14 protein-coding genes, 1 rRNA gene, 1 pseudogene and 1 riboswitch are annotated in these 18,536 nt (G+C 72.7%); of the genes and pseudogenes, 3 read left to right on the top strand and 13 right to left on the bottom strand.

Translation table 11 applies throughout. The annotated features are described in order from the left end of the window. Window positions 1–64 precede the first annotated feature (64 nt). Window positions 65–2,965, bottom strand: coding sequence for an aminomethyl-transferring glycine dehydrogenase (gcvP, locus tag ACFVVL_RS16595; RefSeq protein WP_387675636.1), 2,901 nt, complete (start codon window positions 2,963–2,965; stop codon window positions 65–67). A gap of 237 nt (window positions 2,966–3,202) precedes the next feature. After that, window positions 3,203–3,306: riboswitch (glycine riboswitch) on the bottom strand. 216 nt (window positions 3,307–3,522) lie between these two features. Between gcvP and ACFVVL_RS16590 the strand changes: the two are divergent. From ACFVVL_RS16590 to ACFVVL_RS16580, 3 genes and pseudogenes are all read left to right on the top strand, one after another. Next, window positions 3,523–3,897 (top strand): annotated as a pseudogene (locus ACFVVL_RS16590) (PRC-barrel domain-containing protein); the annotation flags it as partial. A 336-nt stretch (window positions 3,898–4,233) separates the two neighbouring features. After that, window positions 4,234–4,878, top strand: a complete 645-nt coding sequence (locus ACFVVL_RS16585; RefSeq protein WP_387675996.1) for a DUF2382 domain-containing protein — start codon at window positions 4,234–4,236, stop codon at window positions 4,876–4,878. Window positions 4,879–5,018: 140 nt separating this feature from the next. Beyond that, complete coding sequence (locus tag ACFVVL_RS16580) at window positions 5,019–6,512, top strand: MFS transporter (RefSeq protein WP_387675635.1); 1,494 nt, start codon at window positions 5,019–5,021, stop codon at window positions 6,510–6,512. 144 nt (window positions 6,513–6,656) lie between these two features. Here the strand turns inward: ACFVVL_RS16580 and ACFVVL_RS16575 are convergent, their stop codons facing one another. The 12 genes from ACFVVL_RS16575 to rrf form a co-directional block, all read right to left on the bottom strand. Then, window positions 6,657–8,120, bottom strand: coding sequence for a DNA polymerase IV (locus ACFVVL_RS16575; RefSeq protein ID WP_387675632.1), 1,464 nt, complete (start codon window positions 8,118–8,120; stop codon window positions 6,657–6,659). Between the two features lie 51 nt (window positions 8,121–8,171). Then, complete coding sequence (locus ACFVVL_RS16570) at window positions 8,172–8,876, bottom strand: vancomycin high temperature exclusion protein (protein ID WP_380422775.1); 705 nt, start codon at window positions 8,874–8,876, stop codon at window positions 8,172–8,174. Window positions 8,877–9,014: 138 nt separating this feature from the next. Then, a complete protein-coding gene (locus ACFVVL_RS16565; protein ID WP_380422774.1) occupies window positions 9,015–9,677 on the bottom strand; it encodes a MerR family transcriptional regulator in 663 nt (220 codons plus the stop codon). A gap of 261 nt (window positions 9,678–9,938) precedes the next feature. Further along, window positions 9,939–10,415, bottom strand: a complete 477-nt coding sequence (locus tag ACFVVL_RS16560; RefSeq protein ID WP_030062493.1) for a bifunctional nuclease family protein — start codon at window positions 10,413–10,415, stop codon at window positions 9,939–9,941. A gap of 86 nt (window positions 10,416–10,501) precedes the next feature. Next, window positions 10,502–11,197: a MerR family transcriptional regulator gene (locus ACFVVL_RS16555; RefSeq protein ID WP_380297167.1), complete on the bottom strand. Its 696-nt coding sequence runs from the start codon at window positions 11,195–11,197 to the stop codon at window positions 10,502–10,504. A 179-nt stretch (window positions 11,198–11,376) separates the two neighbouring features. Beyond that, window positions 11,377–11,919, bottom strand: a complete 543-nt coding sequence (locus ACFVVL_RS16550; RefSeq protein WP_030303564.1) for an FHA domain-containing protein — start codon at window positions 11,917–11,919, stop codon at window positions 11,377–11,379. Window positions 11,920–12,370: 451 nt separating this feature from the next. Beyond that, window positions 12,371–13,309 (bottom strand): DUF881 domain-containing protein, encoded by a 939-nt coding sequence (locus ACFVVL_RS16545; protein WP_387675993.1) that lies wholly within the window; start codon window positions 13,307–13,309, stop codon window positions 12,371–12,373. A 178-nt stretch (window positions 13,310–13,487) separates the two neighbouring features. After that, entirely contained in the window at window positions 13,488–13,820 is a 333-nt protein-coding gene (locus tag ACFVVL_RS16540; RefSeq protein ID WP_344340336.1) for a small basic family protein, read from the bottom strand. Next, complete coding sequence (locus tag ACFVVL_RS16535) at window positions 13,817–14,965, bottom strand: DUF881 domain-containing protein (RefSeq protein ID WP_387675625.1); 1,149 nt, start codon at window positions 14,963–14,965, stop codon at window positions 13,817–13,819. Before ACFVVL_RS16535 ends, ACFVVL_RS16540 begins: the two co-directional genes overlap by 4 nt. A 141-nt stretch (window positions 14,966–15,106) precedes the next feature. Then, window positions 15,107–17,602, bottom strand: a complete 2,496-nt coding sequence (locus ACFVVL_RS16530; RefSeq protein ID WP_387675622.1) for a sugar phosphate nucleotidyltransferase — start codon at window positions 17,600–17,602, stop codon at window positions 15,107–15,109. A 124-nt stretch (window positions 17,603–17,726) separates the two neighbouring features. Further along, window positions 17,727–18,347 carry a CDP-alcohol phosphatidyltransferase family protein gene (locus tag ACFVVL_RS16525; protein ID WP_380297159.1) on the bottom strand — a complete coding sequence of 207 codons (621 nt, stop codon included), beginning with the start codon at window positions 18,345–18,347 and terminating at the stop codon, window positions 17,727–17,729. Between the two features lie 97 nt (window positions 18,348–18,444). After that, window positions 18,445–18,536, bottom strand: a 5S ribosomal RNA gene (gene rrf / locus ACFVVL_RS16520); the annotation flags it as partial.

The following is an 18,536-nucleotide window of genomic DNA, read 5'->3' as shown; positions in this document are numbered from 1 at the left end:
GGCCCCGGCGGAGTGATCCGCCGGGGCCCTGTCGCGTGCCGCGAGGCCGTGCGCCGTGCGTCGGTCAGACGCCGTACTCGTCCAGCGGCGGGCAGGAGCAGACGAGGTTGCGGTCGCCGTACGCGCCGTCGATCCGGCTGACCGGGGGCCAGTACTTGTCCGCCGGGTTCACGCCGGCCGGGAAGACCGCCTCCTGCCGCGTGTAGCCGTGCGCCCAGTCGCCGGCCAGCGTGGCGGCGGTGTGCGGGGCGTTGCGCAGCGGGTTGTCGTCGGCCGCCCAGGCGCCCGAACCGACCTTGTCGATCTCGGCCCGGATCTCGATCATCGCGTCGCAGAACCGGTCGATCTCGTGCAGGTCCTCGGACTCGGTCGGCTCGATCATCAGCGTGCCGGCCACCGGGAAGGACATCGTCGGCGCGTGGAAGCCGTAGTCGATCAGGCGCTTGGCGATGTCGTCCACCGTCACGCCGGTCTCCTTGGTGAGCGGGCGCAGGTCGATGATGCACTCATGCGCCACCAGGCCGCCGGGGCCGGTGTAGAGCACCGGGAAGTGCGGGGCCAGCCGCTTGGCGATGTAGTTGGCGTTCAGCACCGCGACCTGGGTGGCGCGCTTGAGGCCCTCGCCGCCCATCAGCCGGACGTACGACCAGGAGATCGGCAGGATGCCCGCCGAGCCCCACGGGGCGGCCGAGATCGGGCCGACGCCGGTGGCCGGGCCGGCCTCCTCCTGGAGCGGGTGGTTCGGCAGGTACGGCGCGAGGTGCGCGCGCACCGCCACCGGGCCGACGCCCGGGCCGCCGCCGCCGTGCGGGATGCAGAAGGTCTTGTGCAGGTTCAGGTGCGAGACGTCCGCGCCGAACTTGCCCGGCTTGGCGAGGCCGACCAGCGCGTTCAGGTTGGCGCCGTCGACGTACACCTGGCCGCCGGCCTCGTGCACCAGGCCGCAGATCTCGGTGATCTGGGTCTCGTACACGCCGTGGGTGGACGGGTAGGTGACCATCAGCACGGCGAGGCTGTCGCGGTGCTGCTCGATCTTGGCCTTGAGGTCCTCGACGTCGACGTCGCCGTCGACCAGGGTCTTGACCACGACCACGCGCATGCCGGCCATCACCGCGGAGGCGGCGTTGGTGCCGTGCGCGGAGGACGGGATCAGGCAGACGTCGCGCTGGGTGTCGCCGTTGGCGTGGTGGTAGGCGCGCACGGCCAGCAGACCGGCCAGCTCGCCCTGGGAACCGGCGTTCGGCTGGATGGAGACGGCGTCGTAGCCGGTCACCTCGACCAGCTGGCGCTCCAGCCCGCGGATCAGGGTGAGGAAGCCCTCGGCCTGGTCGACCGGCGCGAAGGGGTGCAGCTGGCCGAACTCCGGCCAGGTCACCGACTCCATCTCGGTGGTCGCGTTGAGCTTCATGGTGCAGGAGCCCAGCGGGATCATGCCGCGGTCCAGCGCGTAGTCCCGGTCCGACAGGCGGCGCAGGTAGCGCAGCATGGCGGTCTCCGAGCGGTGGCTGTGGAAGACCGGGTGGGTCAGGTACTCGTCCTCGCGCAGCAGCGCGGCGGGCAGCGCCTCGGCGTCCTCCGCCACCTCGACGCCCTCGACGCCGAACGCGGCCCACACGCCCGCCAGGTGCTCGCGGGTGGTGGTCTCGTCGGTGGAGACCGAGATCCGGTCCGCGCCGTCCTGGAAGACGTTGATGCCCTGGGCGCGGGCGGCGGCGGCGATCTCCGCGGCGCGGCCGGGGACGACCGCGGTGACGGTGTCGAAGAACTCGCCGTGCAGCAGCTCCACGCCACCGGCCTGCAGGCCCGCGGCGAGGGCGGCGGCGTAGCGGTGGGTGCGGCGGGCGATGTCGGCCAGGCCGTCCGGGCCGTGGTAGACCGCGTACATCGAGGCCATCACGGCGAGCAGCACCTGGGCGGTGCAGATGTTGCTGGTGGCCTTCTCGCGGCGGATGTGCTGCTCGCGGGTCTGCAGGGCCAGGCGGTAGGCGCGGTTGCCGTCGGCGTCGACGGAGACGCCGACCAGGCGGCCGGGCAGCGAGCGGGCGTACTCGGCGCGCACCGCGAGGTAGCCGGCGTGCGGGCCGCCGAAGCCCATCGGCACGCCGAAGCGCTGCGAGGTGCCGCAGGCGATGTCGGCGCCGAGCTCGCCCGGGGACTTCAGCAGGGTGAGGGCCAGCAGGTCGGCGGCGACGGCGACGATCGCGCCCAGGCCGTGGGCCTGCTCGATCACCGGGGCGAGGTCGCGGACCACACCGGTGGCACCGGGGTACTGGAGCAGCAGGCCGAACACGCCGCGCTCGGCGATCTCGGCCGGGATGCCCTCGGACAGGTCGGCGACGACGACCTCGACGCCGGTCGGCACGGCGCGGGTGTTGATCACCGCGACGGTCTGCGGCAGGGTCTCGGCGTCGACCAGGAAGACACCGCCCTTGACCTTGGTGACGCGGCGGGCCAGCGCCATCGCCTCGGCGGCGGCGGTGCCCTCGTCCAGCAGGGAGGAGCCGGAGGTGGGCAGGCCGGTCAGGTCGGCGACCAGGGTCTGGAAGTTGAGCAGCGCCTCCAGGCGGCCCTGCGAGATCTCCGGCTGGTACGGCGTGTAGGCGGTGTACCAGGCCGGGTTCTCCATGACGTTGCGCAGGATCACCGGCGGGGTGAAGGTGCCGTAGTAACCCAGGCCGATCATCGAGGTGAGGACGGTGTTGCGGCCGGCCAGCTCACGCAGCTCGGCGAGGACCTCGGCCTCGCTGCGCCCGGCGGGCAGGTCGAGCGCGGTGATCGAGCGGATCGCCTCGGGGACGGCGGCGGTGGCCAGCTCGTCCAGCGAGCCGTAGCCGACCTGGGCCAGCATCTTCTCCTGCGCGGCGGCGTCGGGGCCGATGTGGCGGTTCTCGAAGGGGCTGGCCTGTTCGAGCTCGGTGAGGGTCGCGGGGGTGGTGGGGCGTCCCGAGTTCGGCTGGGCGTTCATGGTGGTCGAGGCCTCCTGGTCACGGACCGGCGGGGGTGCGCACGCCGGCGCCTCACCGCTGCGGACAACAGCGGGGGCCCGGTCGGACGAACCCGACAGGCCTCCCCCTCTGTCATCGGGACCTGAGAGCTTCGCCCGCGCGGAGCGCCGTGGGACGCCCCGCCGGCTTGCACCGTCGGTGAGGGTGGGGTCCGCCGGCTCCCTCGCCCGCGATCCTGCCCTGCTTTCCAGAGTGACCTATCCCGCACGGTACGGATGCCTGAGAGATTCCGGGGAGGAGTTGCTCCTTCGGCGCCCCGACCAGCGGTTTCCGCTGTCGGGGACTCTCCCGAGCGGGCTCGGCGGTCGCGCCCAGGGTACCAGCGGGAGGCACCCCGATCACGGGTGCGTCAGGCCCGACCGCGACTTCGCGGCTGACACCCCGCGGTGACCCGGTCGGCGCAGCCCCGGGCCCGTCCGGCCGCACCCCGGTCGCGCCCGCCCGATTCATGGCATTTGGTGTGAAGTGCCGCTGTCCTGCGGGCGTTTCCGCGACCTCACCGCACTGGAGGAAAAGAGTGCAGACCGACATCGACCCCCGGGACCTCATCGGCCACAAGGCGGTCGACCGCAACGGGGACAAGATCGGCACCATCGACGAGGTGTACCTGGACGACGCCACCGGCCGTCCCGAATGGGCCGCCGTCCGGACCGGCATCTTCGGCCGGGACGCCTTCGTCCCCCTCACCACCAGCGAGTTCTCCGGCGACGAGCTGCGGGTGCCGTACGACAAGTCCCTGGTGAAGGAGTCACCGGACTTCGGCGTGGGCCAGCACCTGTCGCCCGCCCAGGAGCTCCAGCTCTACCGCTACTACGGACTGGACACCCCGGCGCAGGACCGGCCGCGGGCGGGCGGGGGCCCGGCGGCGGAACCGGACGACCTCGACTTCGGCACCACCACCGCCGGCACCACCACCGCCGGCACCGGTGCCGCCGCGGCGACCGCTCCCGCCGCCCACGGAACGCCCGCGACCAACGGAACGCCCGCGACCAACGGGACGGGCGCCACCAACGGGACGGGCGCGGCCTCCGGCACCAACGCCTCGCGCCCGGCCAAGGCGCTCACCTTCCACCGGGCGGCCGACCTCGACAAGCCGTCCGGCCCCGCCCCGGAGGTTCCCGCGCGCCCCCTCGCCACTCCCGCACCCGTCACCCCCGCGGCCCCCGCCGCCCCGGCGCCCGCGCCCTCCGCCGCGGCACCGGCCGCCCCGCCCGTCCCGCCGCCCGTCGTGCCGCCCACCGCGCAGCCCGCAGCCGCGCAGCCGGCCGTCACCCCGCCCGTCCACGCGCAGCCGGCCGTCGAACCGCAGCCCCAGCCCCAGGCACAGGCACAGGCACAGGCACAGGCCCAGCCACCGTCCCAGCCCCAGCCGCGGTCCGCGCGCCCGGAGACCGGTCCGGCCGCCCCCTCCCCCACCGGCCGGCTGGAGATCACCTGCCGCGAGGAGCGCCTGGACATCACCACCGAGTGGCACGTGATCGGCACCGCCAAGCTGCGCAAGTACGTCACCAGCGAGCAGGTGGAGCGCCGGGTCCCGGTGGTCCGCGAGCGGGTCCGGGTCGAGCGGATCCCGGTCGGCGAGGCCGAACGGGCCGCGCTCGACGAGAAGGAGATCGCCGAGGCGGTGGAGGAGGTCACCCTGCGCGAGGAGCGCCCCGTGGTCCGCAAGTACCTGGCGCCGCTCGAAAGGGTCCGCCTGGTGGTCGAGCGGTACACCACCGAGGAGGTGGTCCGCGAGGAGCTGCGGCGCGAGCAGGTCGAGGTCCACGACGACGTCACCGCCGCCCCGGCCGCCACCTCGTCACCGCCGCCCGCCGCACCGCCCGCCGCCCAGGCCCCGGCCCGCCCGGAGCCGGCCCGGCCGCTGGTCTGACACCTCCGGCACCGGACCCCGGCCGCCCCGGCCGGGGTCCTTCCTTTTTACCAAGGCTTAACCAATGAATATTTGACATGCTGAAGTATCTCTCGGCATGGTTACTTCAGTTCATTCACTATGTACGGGAGGAAGCAACCGTGAGTGAGGCACCACAGCCCACCACCGCGGCCGAGAAGAAGCAGAGCAGCGCCCGGGTCCTGCCGGCCCTCATCCTGGCGATGCTGTCGTTCAGCGTGGTGCAGACCGCGGTCGTCCCGATCCTGCCCTCGCTCGCCAAGGAACTGGACGTCTCCGGCTCCAGCATCACCTGGCTGATGACCGCCAACCTGCTGTCCGCCGCCGTGCTCACCCCCCTGCTGGGCCGCTTCGGCGATCTGCGCGGCCGCAAGCCGATGCTGCTGATCTCGCTCGCCGGCCTGGTCGCGGGCTCCGCACTCGCGGTCTCCACGCACTCCTTCACCTGGCTGGTCGTCGCCCGCGTGCTGCAGGGCGCCGGCGGTGGCGTGCTGCCGCTCGCCATCAGCATCGTCCGTGACGAACTCCCCAAGCAGAAGGTGACCGGCGGCGTCGCCGCCATCAGCGCCTCGATGGGCGTCGGCAGCGGCCTCGGCCTGGTCGCCACCGGCCTGCTGCTGGAGCACTGGAGCTACAAGTCCATCTTCTGGATGGGCCTGGTCTTCGGTCTGATCGCGGTCGCCCTGGTCGCCCTGCGGGTGCCCACCGACCCGGTCACCGACAAGGACGGCGGCGCCGACCCGCTCGGCGCGCTCACCCTCGCCGGCTGGCTCTCCGCCCTGCTGGTCGCGGTCAGCCAGGGCAACACCTGGGGCTGGACCTCCACCAGGACCCTCGGCCTGTTCGCCGTCGCCGCGGTGGTCGCCCTGATCTGGGGCATCATCGAGGTCAAGGTCGCGCACCCGCTGGTCGACATGACGATGATGTCCCGTCCGGCCGTCGCCTTCACCAACCTGGCCGGCCTGCTGATCGGCTTCGGCATGTACGGCTCCTTCATGGTCATCAGCAACTTCGCCCAGACCCCGGAGAAGTTCGCCCACTACGGCTTCACCGCCACCGTGCTGCACGCCGGTGTGATGCTGCTGCCCTCCGCCCTCGGCTCGATGGTCGCCGCCCCGCTCGGCGCCCTGCTGATCGCCCGCCGCGGCCCGCGCCTGCCGCTGGTCCTCGGCGGTGTCCTCGGCGCCGTCGCGATGGCCTACCTGGCCCTGCGGCACAGCCACGAGGGCGACATCTACCTCTCCTCGGCGATCTTCGGCCTCGGCATCGGCCTCGCCTTCTCGGCGATGCCCGCCTACATCAACGGCGCCGTCCCGGTCGAGCAGAGCGGCATCGCCAACGGCATGAACGCCGTGCTGCGCACCGTCGGCGGCGCGATCGGCACCGCCGTCATGGCCGCCATCCTCACCGGCGACACCATGAAGCTGCCGATCCCGGTCGCGCTGCCCACCCTGGACGCCTACCGGCACGCGTTCTGGACCGCCGCCGTGGTCTGCGTCGTGGCCGGCGCCGTCCCGTTCCTCATCCGCACCGTCAAGCCGGTCGTCAGCGTGACCACCGGCAACCGGGTGGCGGACCCGATCCCCGGCCGGGAGCCGGTGAAGACCGACGCCTGACGAGGCGTCCGCCCCCGCGCCCAGGGACAGGGCGCGGGGACCGGACCCGGACGGCCGCCGAGGGCATCGCGGCCGTCCGAGCCCGGAACCGCACGCGGCCCCGCCCGGCTCCCCCGCCGGGCGGGGCCGCTTCGCGTCCTCGTCCTACTCCCGCTCCCCGCCCACGCCGTCCCCGTCGGCGGCGTCCCCGTCGGCGGCGGCGTCGGCGTCGTCGTCCGGCGCGACCGGCCACCCCTCGCGCAGCGGCAACGGCCCGGCCGGCTCCAGCGCCGGATCCTCGACCGCGAAGGTCCGCACCCGCCCCGGCCCGCTCCACGGCGTCTCGAAGCGCACCGTCACCCGCCCCACCCCGCTGCCCTGCACCCACCCCGGCCCGTACTCCGCGTGCTGCACGTCCTGCCCGGGCAGCCAGCGCCGCACCACCGCGGCCTCCTCCTCGACCGCCTCGGGCTCCTCCTGCGCCCCGGCCCCGGGCGCCGCCGCGGCGGCCTCCGCCTCCGCCTCCTCCCGGACGGCCTGCGCGAAGAGGTCCTCCTGGGTGTAGTCGGCCAGCTGCGCCACCCCCACGCCCAGCAGCCGCACCCCGCCCGTGATGTCCACCTGCGAGGCCAGCCGCCGGGCCGTCTCGACGATCACCGTCTCGTCGTCCGTCGGGCCCCGCAGCGTCTCGGAACGCGTCAGCGTCGAGAAGTCGAAGCGCCGGACCTTCAGCACCACCGTCCGCCCGGAGCGCCCGGCGCCGCGCAGCCTGCGCGCGCAGCGCAGCGCCAGCGCCTCCACCTCGCGCAGCACCCGGTCCCGGTCGGCCAGGTCCACCTCGAAGGTGTCCTCCACCGACACCGACTTGGCGTCCTGGTCCGCCACCACCGACCGGTCGTCCAGGCCCAGCGACATCTGGTGCACCCCGGCCCCGTGCGCCTTCCCGAGCAGCTGCACCAGCTCCGCCTCGCCCGCCTCGGCGAGCTCGGCCACCGTGTTCAGCCCCGCCCGGCGCAGCACCTGCTCGGTCGCCGGACCGACCCCCGGCAGCGCCCGCACCGGCAGCGGCCCGAGCACCGCCCGCTCCTGGCCCGGCTCGATCAGCACCAGCCCGTCCGGCTTGGCCCGCTCGGAGGCGATCTTGGCCATCAGCTTGGACCCCGCCGCCCCGACCGAGGCCGTCAGCCCGGTGCGCCGCTCGATGTCCGCCCGGAGGTCCTCCACCAGGGCCAGCACCAGCCGCTCCCCGGTCCCGTGCTCCGACTCGGTCAGCACCGGCCCGTAGGGACCGGCCTCCAGGTCGACGTACGCCTCGTCCAGGCTCAGCGGCTGCACCAGCGGCGACAGCTCCCGCAACAGCGCCATCACCAGCTCGCTCACCTGCCGGTACGCCTGGAAGCGGCCGGTCAGGAAGGCCGCGTTCGGGCAGAGCCGGCGCGCCTGCGCCATCGGCATCGCCGAGTGCACCCCGAACCGCCGCGCCTCGTAGGAGGCGGTCGCGACCACGCCGCGCCCGCCCAGCCCGCCGACGATCACCGGCTTTCCGCGCAGGCTCGGTTTGGCCGCCTGCTCCACCGACGCGTAGAAGGCGTCCATGTCGAGGTGGATGATGCTCGGCAGTGACCTCACCCGCCGATCATCCCGCACGGGTCCGACAACACCGCCGACCCGGCCCCCGCCTCAGCGCGCCCCGCCCTCCCGGCCCGCGTCCGCCAGCGCCCGCGGTATCCCCGGCTCCCGCGGGCCGAGGAACAGCGGGTCCGGCCGCAGCCAGGCGTTCAGCACCGCCTTCCCGGCCCCCGGGATCTCCCGGAACCCGCCGTACAGCCAGGTCGCGTCCCGCACCTCCGGCACCCCCACCGCGTACGACTCGATGCCCGCCGCCTCGCAGAGCGCCAGCGCCCGGCGGACGTGGAAGTCCTGGCTCACCAGCACCGCCCGGTCCACCCCGAAGATCCGGTGCGCCCGGGTGCAGGAGTCCCAGGTGTCGAACCCCGCGTAGTCGCCGACCACCCGTACCTCCGGCACCCCGTGCTCGACCAGGTACCCGCGCATCGCGTCGGTCTCGTCGTAGCCCGCCCGGCCGTTGTCCCCGGTCACCAGGATCGCCCGGACCTTCCCCGCCGCGTACAGGTCCACCGCCGCGTCCAGGCGGTGCGCCAGGTACGGCGAGGGCCTGCCGTCGAACAGGCCGGCGCCGAACACCACCGCCACCGGAGCCGGGGGCGCGCTCTCCACCGTGCCCACCCGGTCCCCCGCCGCGAGCCAGAGCCAGGCGCTCGGCGCCAGCGCCAGCGCGCAGCCGGCCGTCACCAGCTGGAACAGCCGCCGCTGCGCCGGCCGCCGGCGCAGCCGCAGGCCGAGCCGCACCGCCCGGCGCGCCACCAGGCCGGTGATCCCGGAACCGAACCGCACACGCCCTCCCCCGCCCCCGCCCGCCGGGAGTCCCCGCTCACCGGGCACGACGACGCCGTGGGCCCGGACGGTTCCCCGTCCGGGCCCACGGCGTGGTGCGGGAACCCGCTAGACCGCCCGGTTGCGCCGCTGCGCCAGCTCGTCCGCCGGATCGTGGCCGACCACCGTCTCGCCGGTGTCCGTGCGCTCCGCGTGCAGCCGCACCAGGGTCAGTTCCAGCTCCCGCCAGACCGCGCCGACCGCGATCCCGAAGACCCCCTGGCCGCCCTTCATCAGGTCGACCACCTGCTGGGGCGTGGTGCACTCGTACACCGTCGCACCGTCGCACATCAGCGTCAGACCGGCCACGTCGGCGACCTCGGCGGCCTGCAGATGGGCGACCGCCACCCGGATGTTCTGCAGCGAGACGCCGACGTCCAGCAGCCGCTTGACGATCTTCAGCAGCAGGATGTCGCGGAAGCTGTAGAGCCGCTGGCTGCTCGCCGGGTACACCGAACGGACGCTGGGCTCCAGCAGGCCGGTACGGGCCCAGTAGTCCAGCTGGCGGTAGGTGATCCCGGCCGCCGCGCAGGCGGTCGGTCCCCGGTAGCCGATCAGTTCGGACGTCGGCGAGAGCCGCTCCAGGGCCGGCTGGCCGGGTTGTACCGCCGGGAACCTCCCCACCCTCGGCAGCTCCGCCGTCCGGGGCAGTTCGGTCACCGTGCGGGCGGTGCGCGGCAGGTGCACGGCGCACAGGCCTCCCGCGGCCACTTCATCGCCAGTGCCGGTCATGCCTACCTCCGTCCACTCGTGCTGCGGGCCACCCGAACCTCGGGCGTCGGGCAACCCGGGCAGCCCCTCCTGACGGTAGGCAGTCCCCTATGGCCCGTCAACGATCGCCACGCCGAGCCGAACCGACCGCGTCACTCAGGAGAGTGGTTTTTCGTGCCCCTAGTGTGGGTAGGTGGCCGCATTTTGGCAAAACAGCCGCATTCCCTACGGCTCAACGGCCCACCGGCCGGTTCCGCAGCGCCCCCGGGGCCGGTCCGCGCCCTACTGCGGGCCGCCCCCGCCGAAGTCCTCCGGCGACACCTGGTCGAGGAACTCGCGGAACTTCTCGACCTCGTCCTCCTGCTCGTCCGGGATCGCGATGCCCGCCTCGGCGAGCACCTCCTCGCTCCCGTAGATCGGCGTGCCGGTGCGCAGCGCCAGCGCTATCGCGTCGGACGGCCGGGCGCTCACCTCCACCCCGCCGGCGAAGACCAGTTCGGCGTAGAAGACGCCCTCGCGCAGATCGGTGATCCGGACCTCGGTGAGCTGCTGGCCGAGCGCCTCCAGGACGTCCTTGAACAGGTCGTGCGTCAGCGGGCGCACCGGCGTCATGCCCTGCTGGGCGAAGGCGATCGCGGTCGCCTCGCCGGGGCCGATCCAGATCGGCAGGTACCGATCGCCCCCGACCTCCCGCAGCAGCACGATCGGCTGGTTGGAAGGCATCTCCACCCGGACACCCACGACGTCGAGCTCATTCACACAGGCAACCCTATGGCTCCCGACCCGGATATGAAAGCGCAGCGCCGACGCCGCTGGTCAGCGCCGTGGGGCCGGAGCGGTCGGTGCTATGAACGGACCCGCAGGCCGGCCTGGACCATCGCCGCGTGCAGCCGCACGGAGAGCGTCGCGAGCTCCCGGGCGGTGGCCTCGGCATGAGCCCTGGTCTGTGGGTTGCGGTGCCGCCGCAGCGGTGCCACGACCTGCTCGACCAGGGCGACCTCCCGCTCCGCGGCGGCCTTCATGGCCCGCAGGTGGCGCGGCTCCAGACCGTACCGGCCGAGTTCGGCGACCAGCCGGGCGACCTGCAGCGCCTCGCCGTCGTAGCCGCCGTCCGGCCCGGGCAGGACGAGCCCGTAGGACTCCCACTCGGCCAGTTCGGCCTCGCCGGCCTCGGCGGCCGCCAGCAGCTCGGCCCGGCCCAGCCGGACCCCGGCGGAGGCCTCGGCCGAGGCGGTCAGCTCGCGGTCCGCCTCCTCCAGCGGCCCGGGCCGGCTGTCGGCGGGCCCGGGCAGCGCCGGCGGGGTCTCGCCGCGTTCGATCGCGTCGAGGTGCTCGCGGATCACCCGCAGCGGCAGGTAGTGGTCGCGCTGCATCCGCAGCACGTAGGCCAGCCGCTCGACGTCGGCCGGGCTGAACTTGCGGTACCCCGAGGGCGTCCGCTGCGGCTCGACCAGCCCCTCCGCCTCCAGGAAGCGGATCTTGGAGATGGTGACCTCGGGGAAGTCGTCGCGCAGGAAGGCCAGCACGGCGCCGATGCTCAACAGCTCGTCACCAGCGCGCCGCCGCCCGGCGGGCCGGTCCGGACGGACCGGCTGCCTGGGGGCCGCGACCACCCCCCGCGTGCCGTGGTCCGGCCGGGGGCCGGACGGCGCGGGGGTGGCCGCCCCGAGAGGAGAGGAAGGGGTGTTCGGACTCACTCGGGCTCCTGCCGACGTTGGTTTCAGTACCCCCGGTTGTGGCTGGCGAAGAAGACCAGCCGGTACTTCCCGATCTGCACCTCGTCGCCGTTGTTCAGCGCGACCTCGTCGATCCGCTCCCGGTTGACGTAGGTTCCGTTCAGGCTGCCGACGTCGGCGACGGTGAAGCCGCCGCCCGGCGTCCGGCGGAACTCCACGTGCTTGCGGGAGACCGTCACGTCGTCCAGGAAGATGTCGCCCTGCGGGTGACGCCCGGCCGTCGTCTTGTCCGAGTCCAGCAGGAACCGGCTGCCGGAGTTCGGGCCGCGCTGGACGATCAGCAGCGCCGAGCCCGGGGGCAGCGCGTCGATCGCCGCCAGCACCTCGGCCGAGAGGGCCGGCGTACCGGTCCCGGTCGTGGTGTTGGGGTCGTAGGACTCCAGGCCGGAGATCGAGATGGTCGAGGTGGTCTCGGCCGATCCCTCGGGCAGCAGCCCGCCGCGCAGCGCCGTACCGCAGTTGGAACAGAACCGGGCCGAGGCCGGGTTCTGGTTGCCGCACCTGGGGCACGGAGTGGGGCCAGCCATGTTCACAGCCTCCTGGCGCGGCACACCCGACGGGTTGTGCCCGGCGTACGGGTCCGGAGCAAACCCTCCACCAGAGGTTGAGGGTCCTGTCGGGAAACCTATGCGCGGGGCCCCGGAGGGGTCAACCGACGCGCCGTAGCCCGCCTGATTCCCGGCGTACTGGGCGCCGGCACCGTCCCGGAACAGCGGACGCTCGGCATACTCCGCGCCCTCCGGGGCGGAGCGCATGCCCGGCACGGCGGGCTCGTCGTCCCGGCGGTGCAGCGCGGTGGGCGCCTCCGCCGCGGCCGCGTTGCGACCCTTGTTACGACCGAACAACTTCGAGAAGAAACTCACGGGCGAATCCCCTTGCGTGTGACAGACCCGCCCGTGGGGCAGGGTGAGAACCTCGGACAGGGTGCGGGACCGGTCGTGGACCGGGCCGGCTGGAGTGGCACTCCGAACGTGACGGTCACTTCGGAGCCGGCTTGGCGTACTGCGGCGTCCTGGGGTCGACGAGGGCGTCGACGACCACCTTCTGCTGCTGGGAGATGGTCGCGCGCGCCTGGTGACTCTCCAGGGTACGGACCACACCTCCCGGAATGTTCAACGCGGGCGTGAGGTCCTGCGGATTCCCCACGACGGTGAAGCGGTAGGGCGCCGAGACCTTCTTGCCGTCGATCTGCACACCGCCGCCGGACACGTCCGTGAAGTAGGTGTTGACCACCACGCGCACATCGTTGATCTGAATCGCCTCCGCCCCCGCCGCTCGGAGTTCCTGCAGGGTGTCCAGCAGCATATCTGCCTTCACCTGCCCTTGGGGATCATCGACCGTCAGTACGATGCCCGGACCGGTGGCCTGGACGGTCCCGGCGAGGACGCCGAGTTCCGTCACCTTCTTCCTGGTCTGTTCCTGGGCCTCCTTGGCCTGGTTGGAGCTGTTCTCCAACTTGGCCAGGGACTGCTCCAACTCCGCCTTCTCCTGCTGGAGACGCTGCTGACGGCTGTCCAGTTCGTCGAGGATGCGGACCAGGTCCTCCTGGCGCGCGCCGCGCAGCTGGCTGTGGTGGTCGTTGGTCGAGCGGACCTGGATCGCCAGCCCCAGACCGAGCGAGAACAGCAGCAGGGCCACCACCAGCTGACCGCGCGACACCCGCGGCGGCCACAGCGCGGCCATCAGCCGCCGCCGTCCGGCGTGCCGGTCCTCGGTGTGCGCGGAGACCGACATCGGCGGGTGCTCGGGCTCCTCCAGGTCGTCCTCGGGCTCCGGCTCGTCGTCGGGTTCCGGCGTCCTGGAGTCCGCCCCGGGGGCCTCCGCCGTCACTTCCGGCGCACGCGCGGGCGCAGGCGTCACCGCGGGGGCGCGCCGGGCGACGGGCGGAGCGGCCTCGGGGCCGGGCTCGGTCGGCAGGGCCCCGGCCGGCCGTCCGGGCGCCTTCCCGGCCGTCTCCTCCGTCGGGGCCTGGGCGGCCGGCGAGGCCGGCGCGGTCACCGCCCCGTCCGCGGTCCCTTCCCCGTGCTTCTCGTCCTGCACGACTTCTCCCGCCGATCCGTCCGACTTCTCCTCCGCCGCGCGCCCGCGGCCCGGCTCAGGCACGGAAGACATGGCGCCGGATCGCCGCGGCGTTGGAGAAGATGCGGATGCCGAGGACGACGACCACACCCGTGGACAGCTGCGAGCCGACGCCCAGCTGGTCGCCGAGGAAGACGATCAGGGCCGCCACCACCACGTTCGACAGGAACGAGACGAAGAACACCTTGTCGTCGAAGATGCCGTCCAGCATCGCGCGGACGCCGCCGAACACCGCGTCCAGCGCCGCCACCACCGCGATCGGCAGATAGGGCACCACGGCGTCGGGCACCTCGGGCTGGACGAAGAGTCCGACGACGACCCCGATCACGAGACCCAGTACGGCAATCACGGTGTAGCGGCTCCTGTCGCTGCGGAGGACGACCCGGTGGTGGTCGTGGTGGTCGGGCGGGGGGAGGTCGTGGTTCTGGTGGCCGGGGCGCTCGGCGAGCGCTTGCCGCTCGGCTTCGCCGACGGCGAGGCCTCGGCGGACGGGCTCCCCGACGGCGTCGCACCGGCGGCGGGGCTCCCGCTCGGCGATCCGCTCGGTGACCCGCTCGCGGCGCCACTCGCCGTGCCGCCCGGACCCGTGGTCCCGCTCGCGCTCGCGGTCGGCGAGGGCTCGGGAGTGACGGGCTGGGCGGTCCGCAGCGTGACACCGACGGCCGCGGGCAGTGTGAGGCTCTTCTGGGCCGAGATGCTCGACTTGATGCCGTACTTCTCCTGCAGCAGCCGCAGGTACTGGCCGGCCATGGCGCTCTCGAACGCGTTCACCAGCCGCGTCCCGTCCCCGAGCGCCTGCACGGTGTACGGCGGCACCAGCGGCCGGTTGTCCACCAGGACGGCCTCGCCGGCCGCGCGGATCGCCGAGAGCGCGGTGAGCCGCTGCCCGTTGATCGAGACCGCCTCCGCGCCCGAGGCCCACAGCCCGTTCACCACCAGCTGCAGATCGCGGTCCCGCAACCGTCCGCTGTTGGAGAAGCCCTGCCCGGCGCGCGGATCGACGTTCCCGCCCGCACCGGTGCCGGGCGCGTCCTCCACCACCAGCTTCACCCCGGGCCCGGTCACCTCGCCGAGGCCGACCTCGCCGGCCACCGCCGCCGAGTCGTCGCCCGAGGCGAGCGCCTGCTGCTGGGTGCTCTCGACCTTCCGGCGCAGGTCCTGGACCTGCTGCTGGAGGCGGTCGGCGGAGCCGTTGGCGTCGTTGATCCGGTGGATCAGGGCGTCGCGCTCCTTGGCGAGCGTCGGCTCCGCCTTGTGCGCGTTCACCGCCCCGACCGTGACCACCGCGCCGACGAGCGCCAGCCCGGCCCCCAGCGTCAGCAGGCCGCGCGTCGTCCCCGGTATCCGGTACGGCCCGTCGCCGCCCCGTGCGGCCGCCGCCTCGGCGTAGCCCTCGTCCAGGCTGTGGTCCATCACATTGGTCAGCAGGGACATCGAGGCGTCCGGACGGTTGTACCGTCCATGGCTGGCACCCTGCCCCGGCGTCGCTGACATGCGGACCATCGTCCCATGTCGCGGGAGGGCCCCGCGCACGCCCCCTGAGCTGCAGACATGCCAAATCCGGCGGACCATGACCAACCGCCCGAAACGGACAGCGGGGCGGGGCGGCCGGTGCCGCCCCGCCCCGCCGCGGGCTCAGCGCCCGGCGCTGTCGACCACCGCCGCCCACTCGTCGAGCAGGGCCTCGCTCGCCGCGTCGTCCGGGCCCTCGGCCCACAGGTGGGTGACCGCCTCGGCCGGGTCCGGCAGGACCAGCGTCCAGCGCCCGTCCGCCTCGACCACCCGGACGCCGTCCGTGGTGTCCAGCCGCCGGCTGCCGGCCGCCTCCACCACCGAGCGCATCACCATGCCCTTGGCCGCCCACGGCGTCGCGATGTCCCGCCGGCGGATGTGCGCCTGCGGGATCCGCGCGTCGATCTGGCTCAGGGTGAGCTGGGTGCGGGCCACCAGGCCCACCAGCCGGACGAACGCCGCCGCCCCGTCCAGCACCCCGCTGAACTCGGGCACCACGAAGCCGCCGCGACCGTCGCCGCCGAACACCGTGCCCTCGGCGGAGGCCGCCTTGGCCAGGTCGTCCGGCGTCGTGGTGGTCCAGCTGACCTGCGTGCCGTGGTACGCCGCGACCTGCTCGGCGATCCGGGTCGTCGTCACCGGCAGCGCCACCTGCCCGCTCCGCCGCTCGGCCGCGACCAGGTCCAGCAGGACCAGCAGCGCCCGGTCGTCGTCGATCACCCGGCCCAGCTCGTCCACGAAGGCCACCCGCTCGCCGACCGGGTCGAAGCGCACGCCGAAGGCCGCCCGCGAGGAGGCGACCAGCTCGCCGAGCCTGGCCAGCCCGGCCCGGCGCTCCTCGGCGTCCTCGGTCGGCCGCGCCTCGTCGAGCCCGCTGGAGACGGTGAGCGCCTCCACCCCGAGCCGGCCGAGGATGCTCGGCAGGACGAGCCCCGCACTGCCGTGCGCGGTGTCCACGACCACCTTCAGCCCCGCCTCCCGCACGCCCGTGGTGTCCACGGCCCGCAGCAGGTTGCCCGCGTAGGAGTCGAAGACGCTGGACGGGAAGGTGAGGTCGCCGATCTCGCCGGGGAAGGCGCGCCGGTACTCCTGGCGCGCGTAGACGCGGTCGAGCTTGCGCTGACCGGCCTGCGAGAGGTCGGCCCCGCGTTCGTCGAAGAACAGGATGTCCAGCGAGTCCGGCACCCCGGGGGTGGTCCGCAGGAAGATCCCGCCCGCGCTGCCCCGCGCCGTGTGCTGACGGGCGACCGGCATCGGGACGTTCTCCAGGTCCCGGACGTCGATCGCGCTGGTCTGCAGGGCGGAGATCATCGCCCGCTTGAGCGCGCGCGCACCACGCGAGTGGTCACGCGCGATGGTGACGGTCGCCCCCTTCTTCAGGGTCGTCGCGTACGCCCCGGCCAGCCGGACGGCCAGCTCCGGGGTGATCTCGACGTTGAGGATGCCGGAGACACCGCGCACCCCGAACAGGTGCTCCTGGCCCCGGGACTCCCAGATCACCGAGGTGTTGACGACCGCCCCGGCCTCGATGGTCTTGAACGGGTAGACCCGGACGTTCGCCGCGATGATCGACTCCTCGCCGACCAGGCACTCGTCCCCGATCACCGCGCCGTCCTCGATCCGCGCGGCCCGCATCACATCGGTGTTCTTGCCGACGACGCAGCCCCGCAGATTGCTCTGCGGCCCGACGTAGACGTTGTCGTGGACGACCGCCTTGTGCAGGAAGGCCCCGCGCTTCACCACGACGTTGCTGCCGAGCACGGTGTGTTCGCGGATCTCCACGCCGGCCTCGACCTTGGCGTAGTCCCCGATGTACAGCGGGCCGCGGAGCACCGCCTCCGGGTCCACCTCGGCGCCCTCGGCCACCCAGACGCCCGGGGAGATCTCGAACCCGTCGAGCTCGACGTCGACCTTGCCCTCCAGGACGTCCGCCTGGGCCTTGCCGTAGCTCTCGTGGGTGCCCACGTCCTCCCAGTAGCCCTCGGCCACGTAGCCGTAGACCCGCTTGCCCTCCTTGAGCAGCTGCGGGAACACGTCACTCGACCAGTCCACCGACTCGCCGGCCGCGACGTAGTCGAAGACCTCCGGCTCCATCACGTAGATACCGGTGTTCACCGTGTCCGAGAAGACCTGCCCCCAGGTCGGCTTCTCCAGGAAGCGTTCGACCCGGCCCTCGTCGTCGGTGATCGTGATACCGAACTCCAGGGGATTCGGAACCCTGGTGAGGCAGACGGTGACCAGTGCGTTCTTACTGCGGTGAAACTCGATCAATTCCGAGAGGTCGAAGTCCGTCAACGCGTCGCCGGAGATCACCAGGAAGGAGTCGTCCTTGAGGGCGTCCTCGGCGTTCTTGACACTCCCCGCAGTGCCGAGTGGGGTCTCCTCGTTCGCATAGGTGAGATGCATGCCCAGCTCTTCGCCGTCACCGAAGTAGTTCTTCACCAGTGAGGCCAGGAACTGGACGGTCACGACGGTTTCGGAGAGACCGTGCCGCTTCAGCAGCCGAAGTACGTGCTCCATGATCGGCCTATTGGCGACCGGAAGCAGCGGCTTCGGCATGCTGGAGGTCATCGGGCGAAGTCGAGTGCCTTCGCCCCCTGCCATAACAACGGCTTTCATTACGGGTGCGTCCTCCTTCGCGGTGGTGGGCCCTGCGGGTCCATCAAACCGTTCCAGAGGTGGTCTACCCGGAAGCTATCGTCCGACGCACCGTGGCGCCGTGGGGATTCTCTCAGATCACGTCTCAGACGGTGGACACGGAGGAGCCCGCGCCGCCGCGGATGATCTGCCGTGCCTGGACCGCGTAGAGAATGGCGGCCCACCAGTAGAGGACGGTCCCCCACCAGATGAACGCCCAGCTCACGATCTCGGCCGGCTGGGCGATCCAGCTGTCACCGGAGCCGAGCAGCAGAAGCGGAAAGGCGTACATCAGATTGAATGTCGCGGCCTTCCCCAGGAAACTCACCTGCAACGGTCCGTAGCCGTGCCGGTTGAGAATCGGCAGAAGCGCCGCGATAAACACCTCACGGGCCAGCAGGATGCCGGTCAGCCACCACGGCAGGATCTCACGCCAGGTCAGGCCGACGAGGGTCGAGAACACATAGAGCCGGTCCGCCAGCGGGTCGAGCAGCTGCCCCACCCGGCTGATCTGGCCCCACCGCCGGGCGAGTTTGCCGTCCAGGTAATCACTGATGCCACTGAGCATCAGAATCAGCAAGGCCCAACCGTCATTGTTCGGTCCGTCGAACACCGGCCAGAGGATCAGCCAGAGGAAGAGCGGAACACCGACCAGCCGGCCCATGCTCAGCAGGTTGGGGATGGTGAGGACGCGATCGGTCTGGACCCGCGTCTCCTGGACCTCCACCCGGGGGCCTCCTGTCACATCTGGCAACTACTGCACGTCGACCTTACAACAGAGAAGCCCCCGACCGATGACCGGCGGGGGCTTCTCCAGAAAGTTTGTTCGGCGGCGTCCTACTCTCCCACAGGGTCCCCCCTGCAGTACCATCGGCGCTGTGAGGCTTAGCTTCCGGGTTCGGAATGTAACCGGGCG

The organism is Kitasatospora sp. NPDC058115 (genome assembly GCF_042884635.1).
GTDB lineage: Bacteria > Actinomycetota > Actinomycetes > Streptomycetales > Streptomycetaceae > Kitasatospora.
This window is presented reverse-complemented; position numbering and strand designations above follow the sequence as displayed.

What these genes read in the sequence shown, in the direction of transcription:
- gcvP (WP_387675636.1), bottom strand. Translation starts at nt 2,965, where the DNA reads ATGAACGCCCAGCCGAACTCGGGACGCCCCACCACCCCCGCGACCCTC.
- ACFVVL_RS16530 (WP_387675622.1), bottom strand. Translation starts at nt 17,602, where the DNA reads ATGAAAGCCGTTGTTATGGCAGGGGGCGAAGGCACTCGACTTCGCCCG.
- ACFVVL_RS16565 (WP_380422774.1), bottom strand. Translation starts at nt 9,677, where the DNA reads ATGACCGGCACTGGCGATGAAGTGGCCGCGGGAGGCCTGTGCGCCGTG.
- ACFVVL_RS16535 (WP_387675625.1), bottom strand. Translation starts at nt 14,965, where the DNA reads ATGTCAGCGACGCCGGGGCAGGGTGCCAGCCATGGACGGTACAACCGT.
- ACFVVL_RS16550 (WP_030303564.1), bottom strand. Translation starts at nt 11,919, where the DNA reads ATGGCTGGCCCCACTCCGTGCCCCAGGTGCGGCAACCAGAACCCGGCC.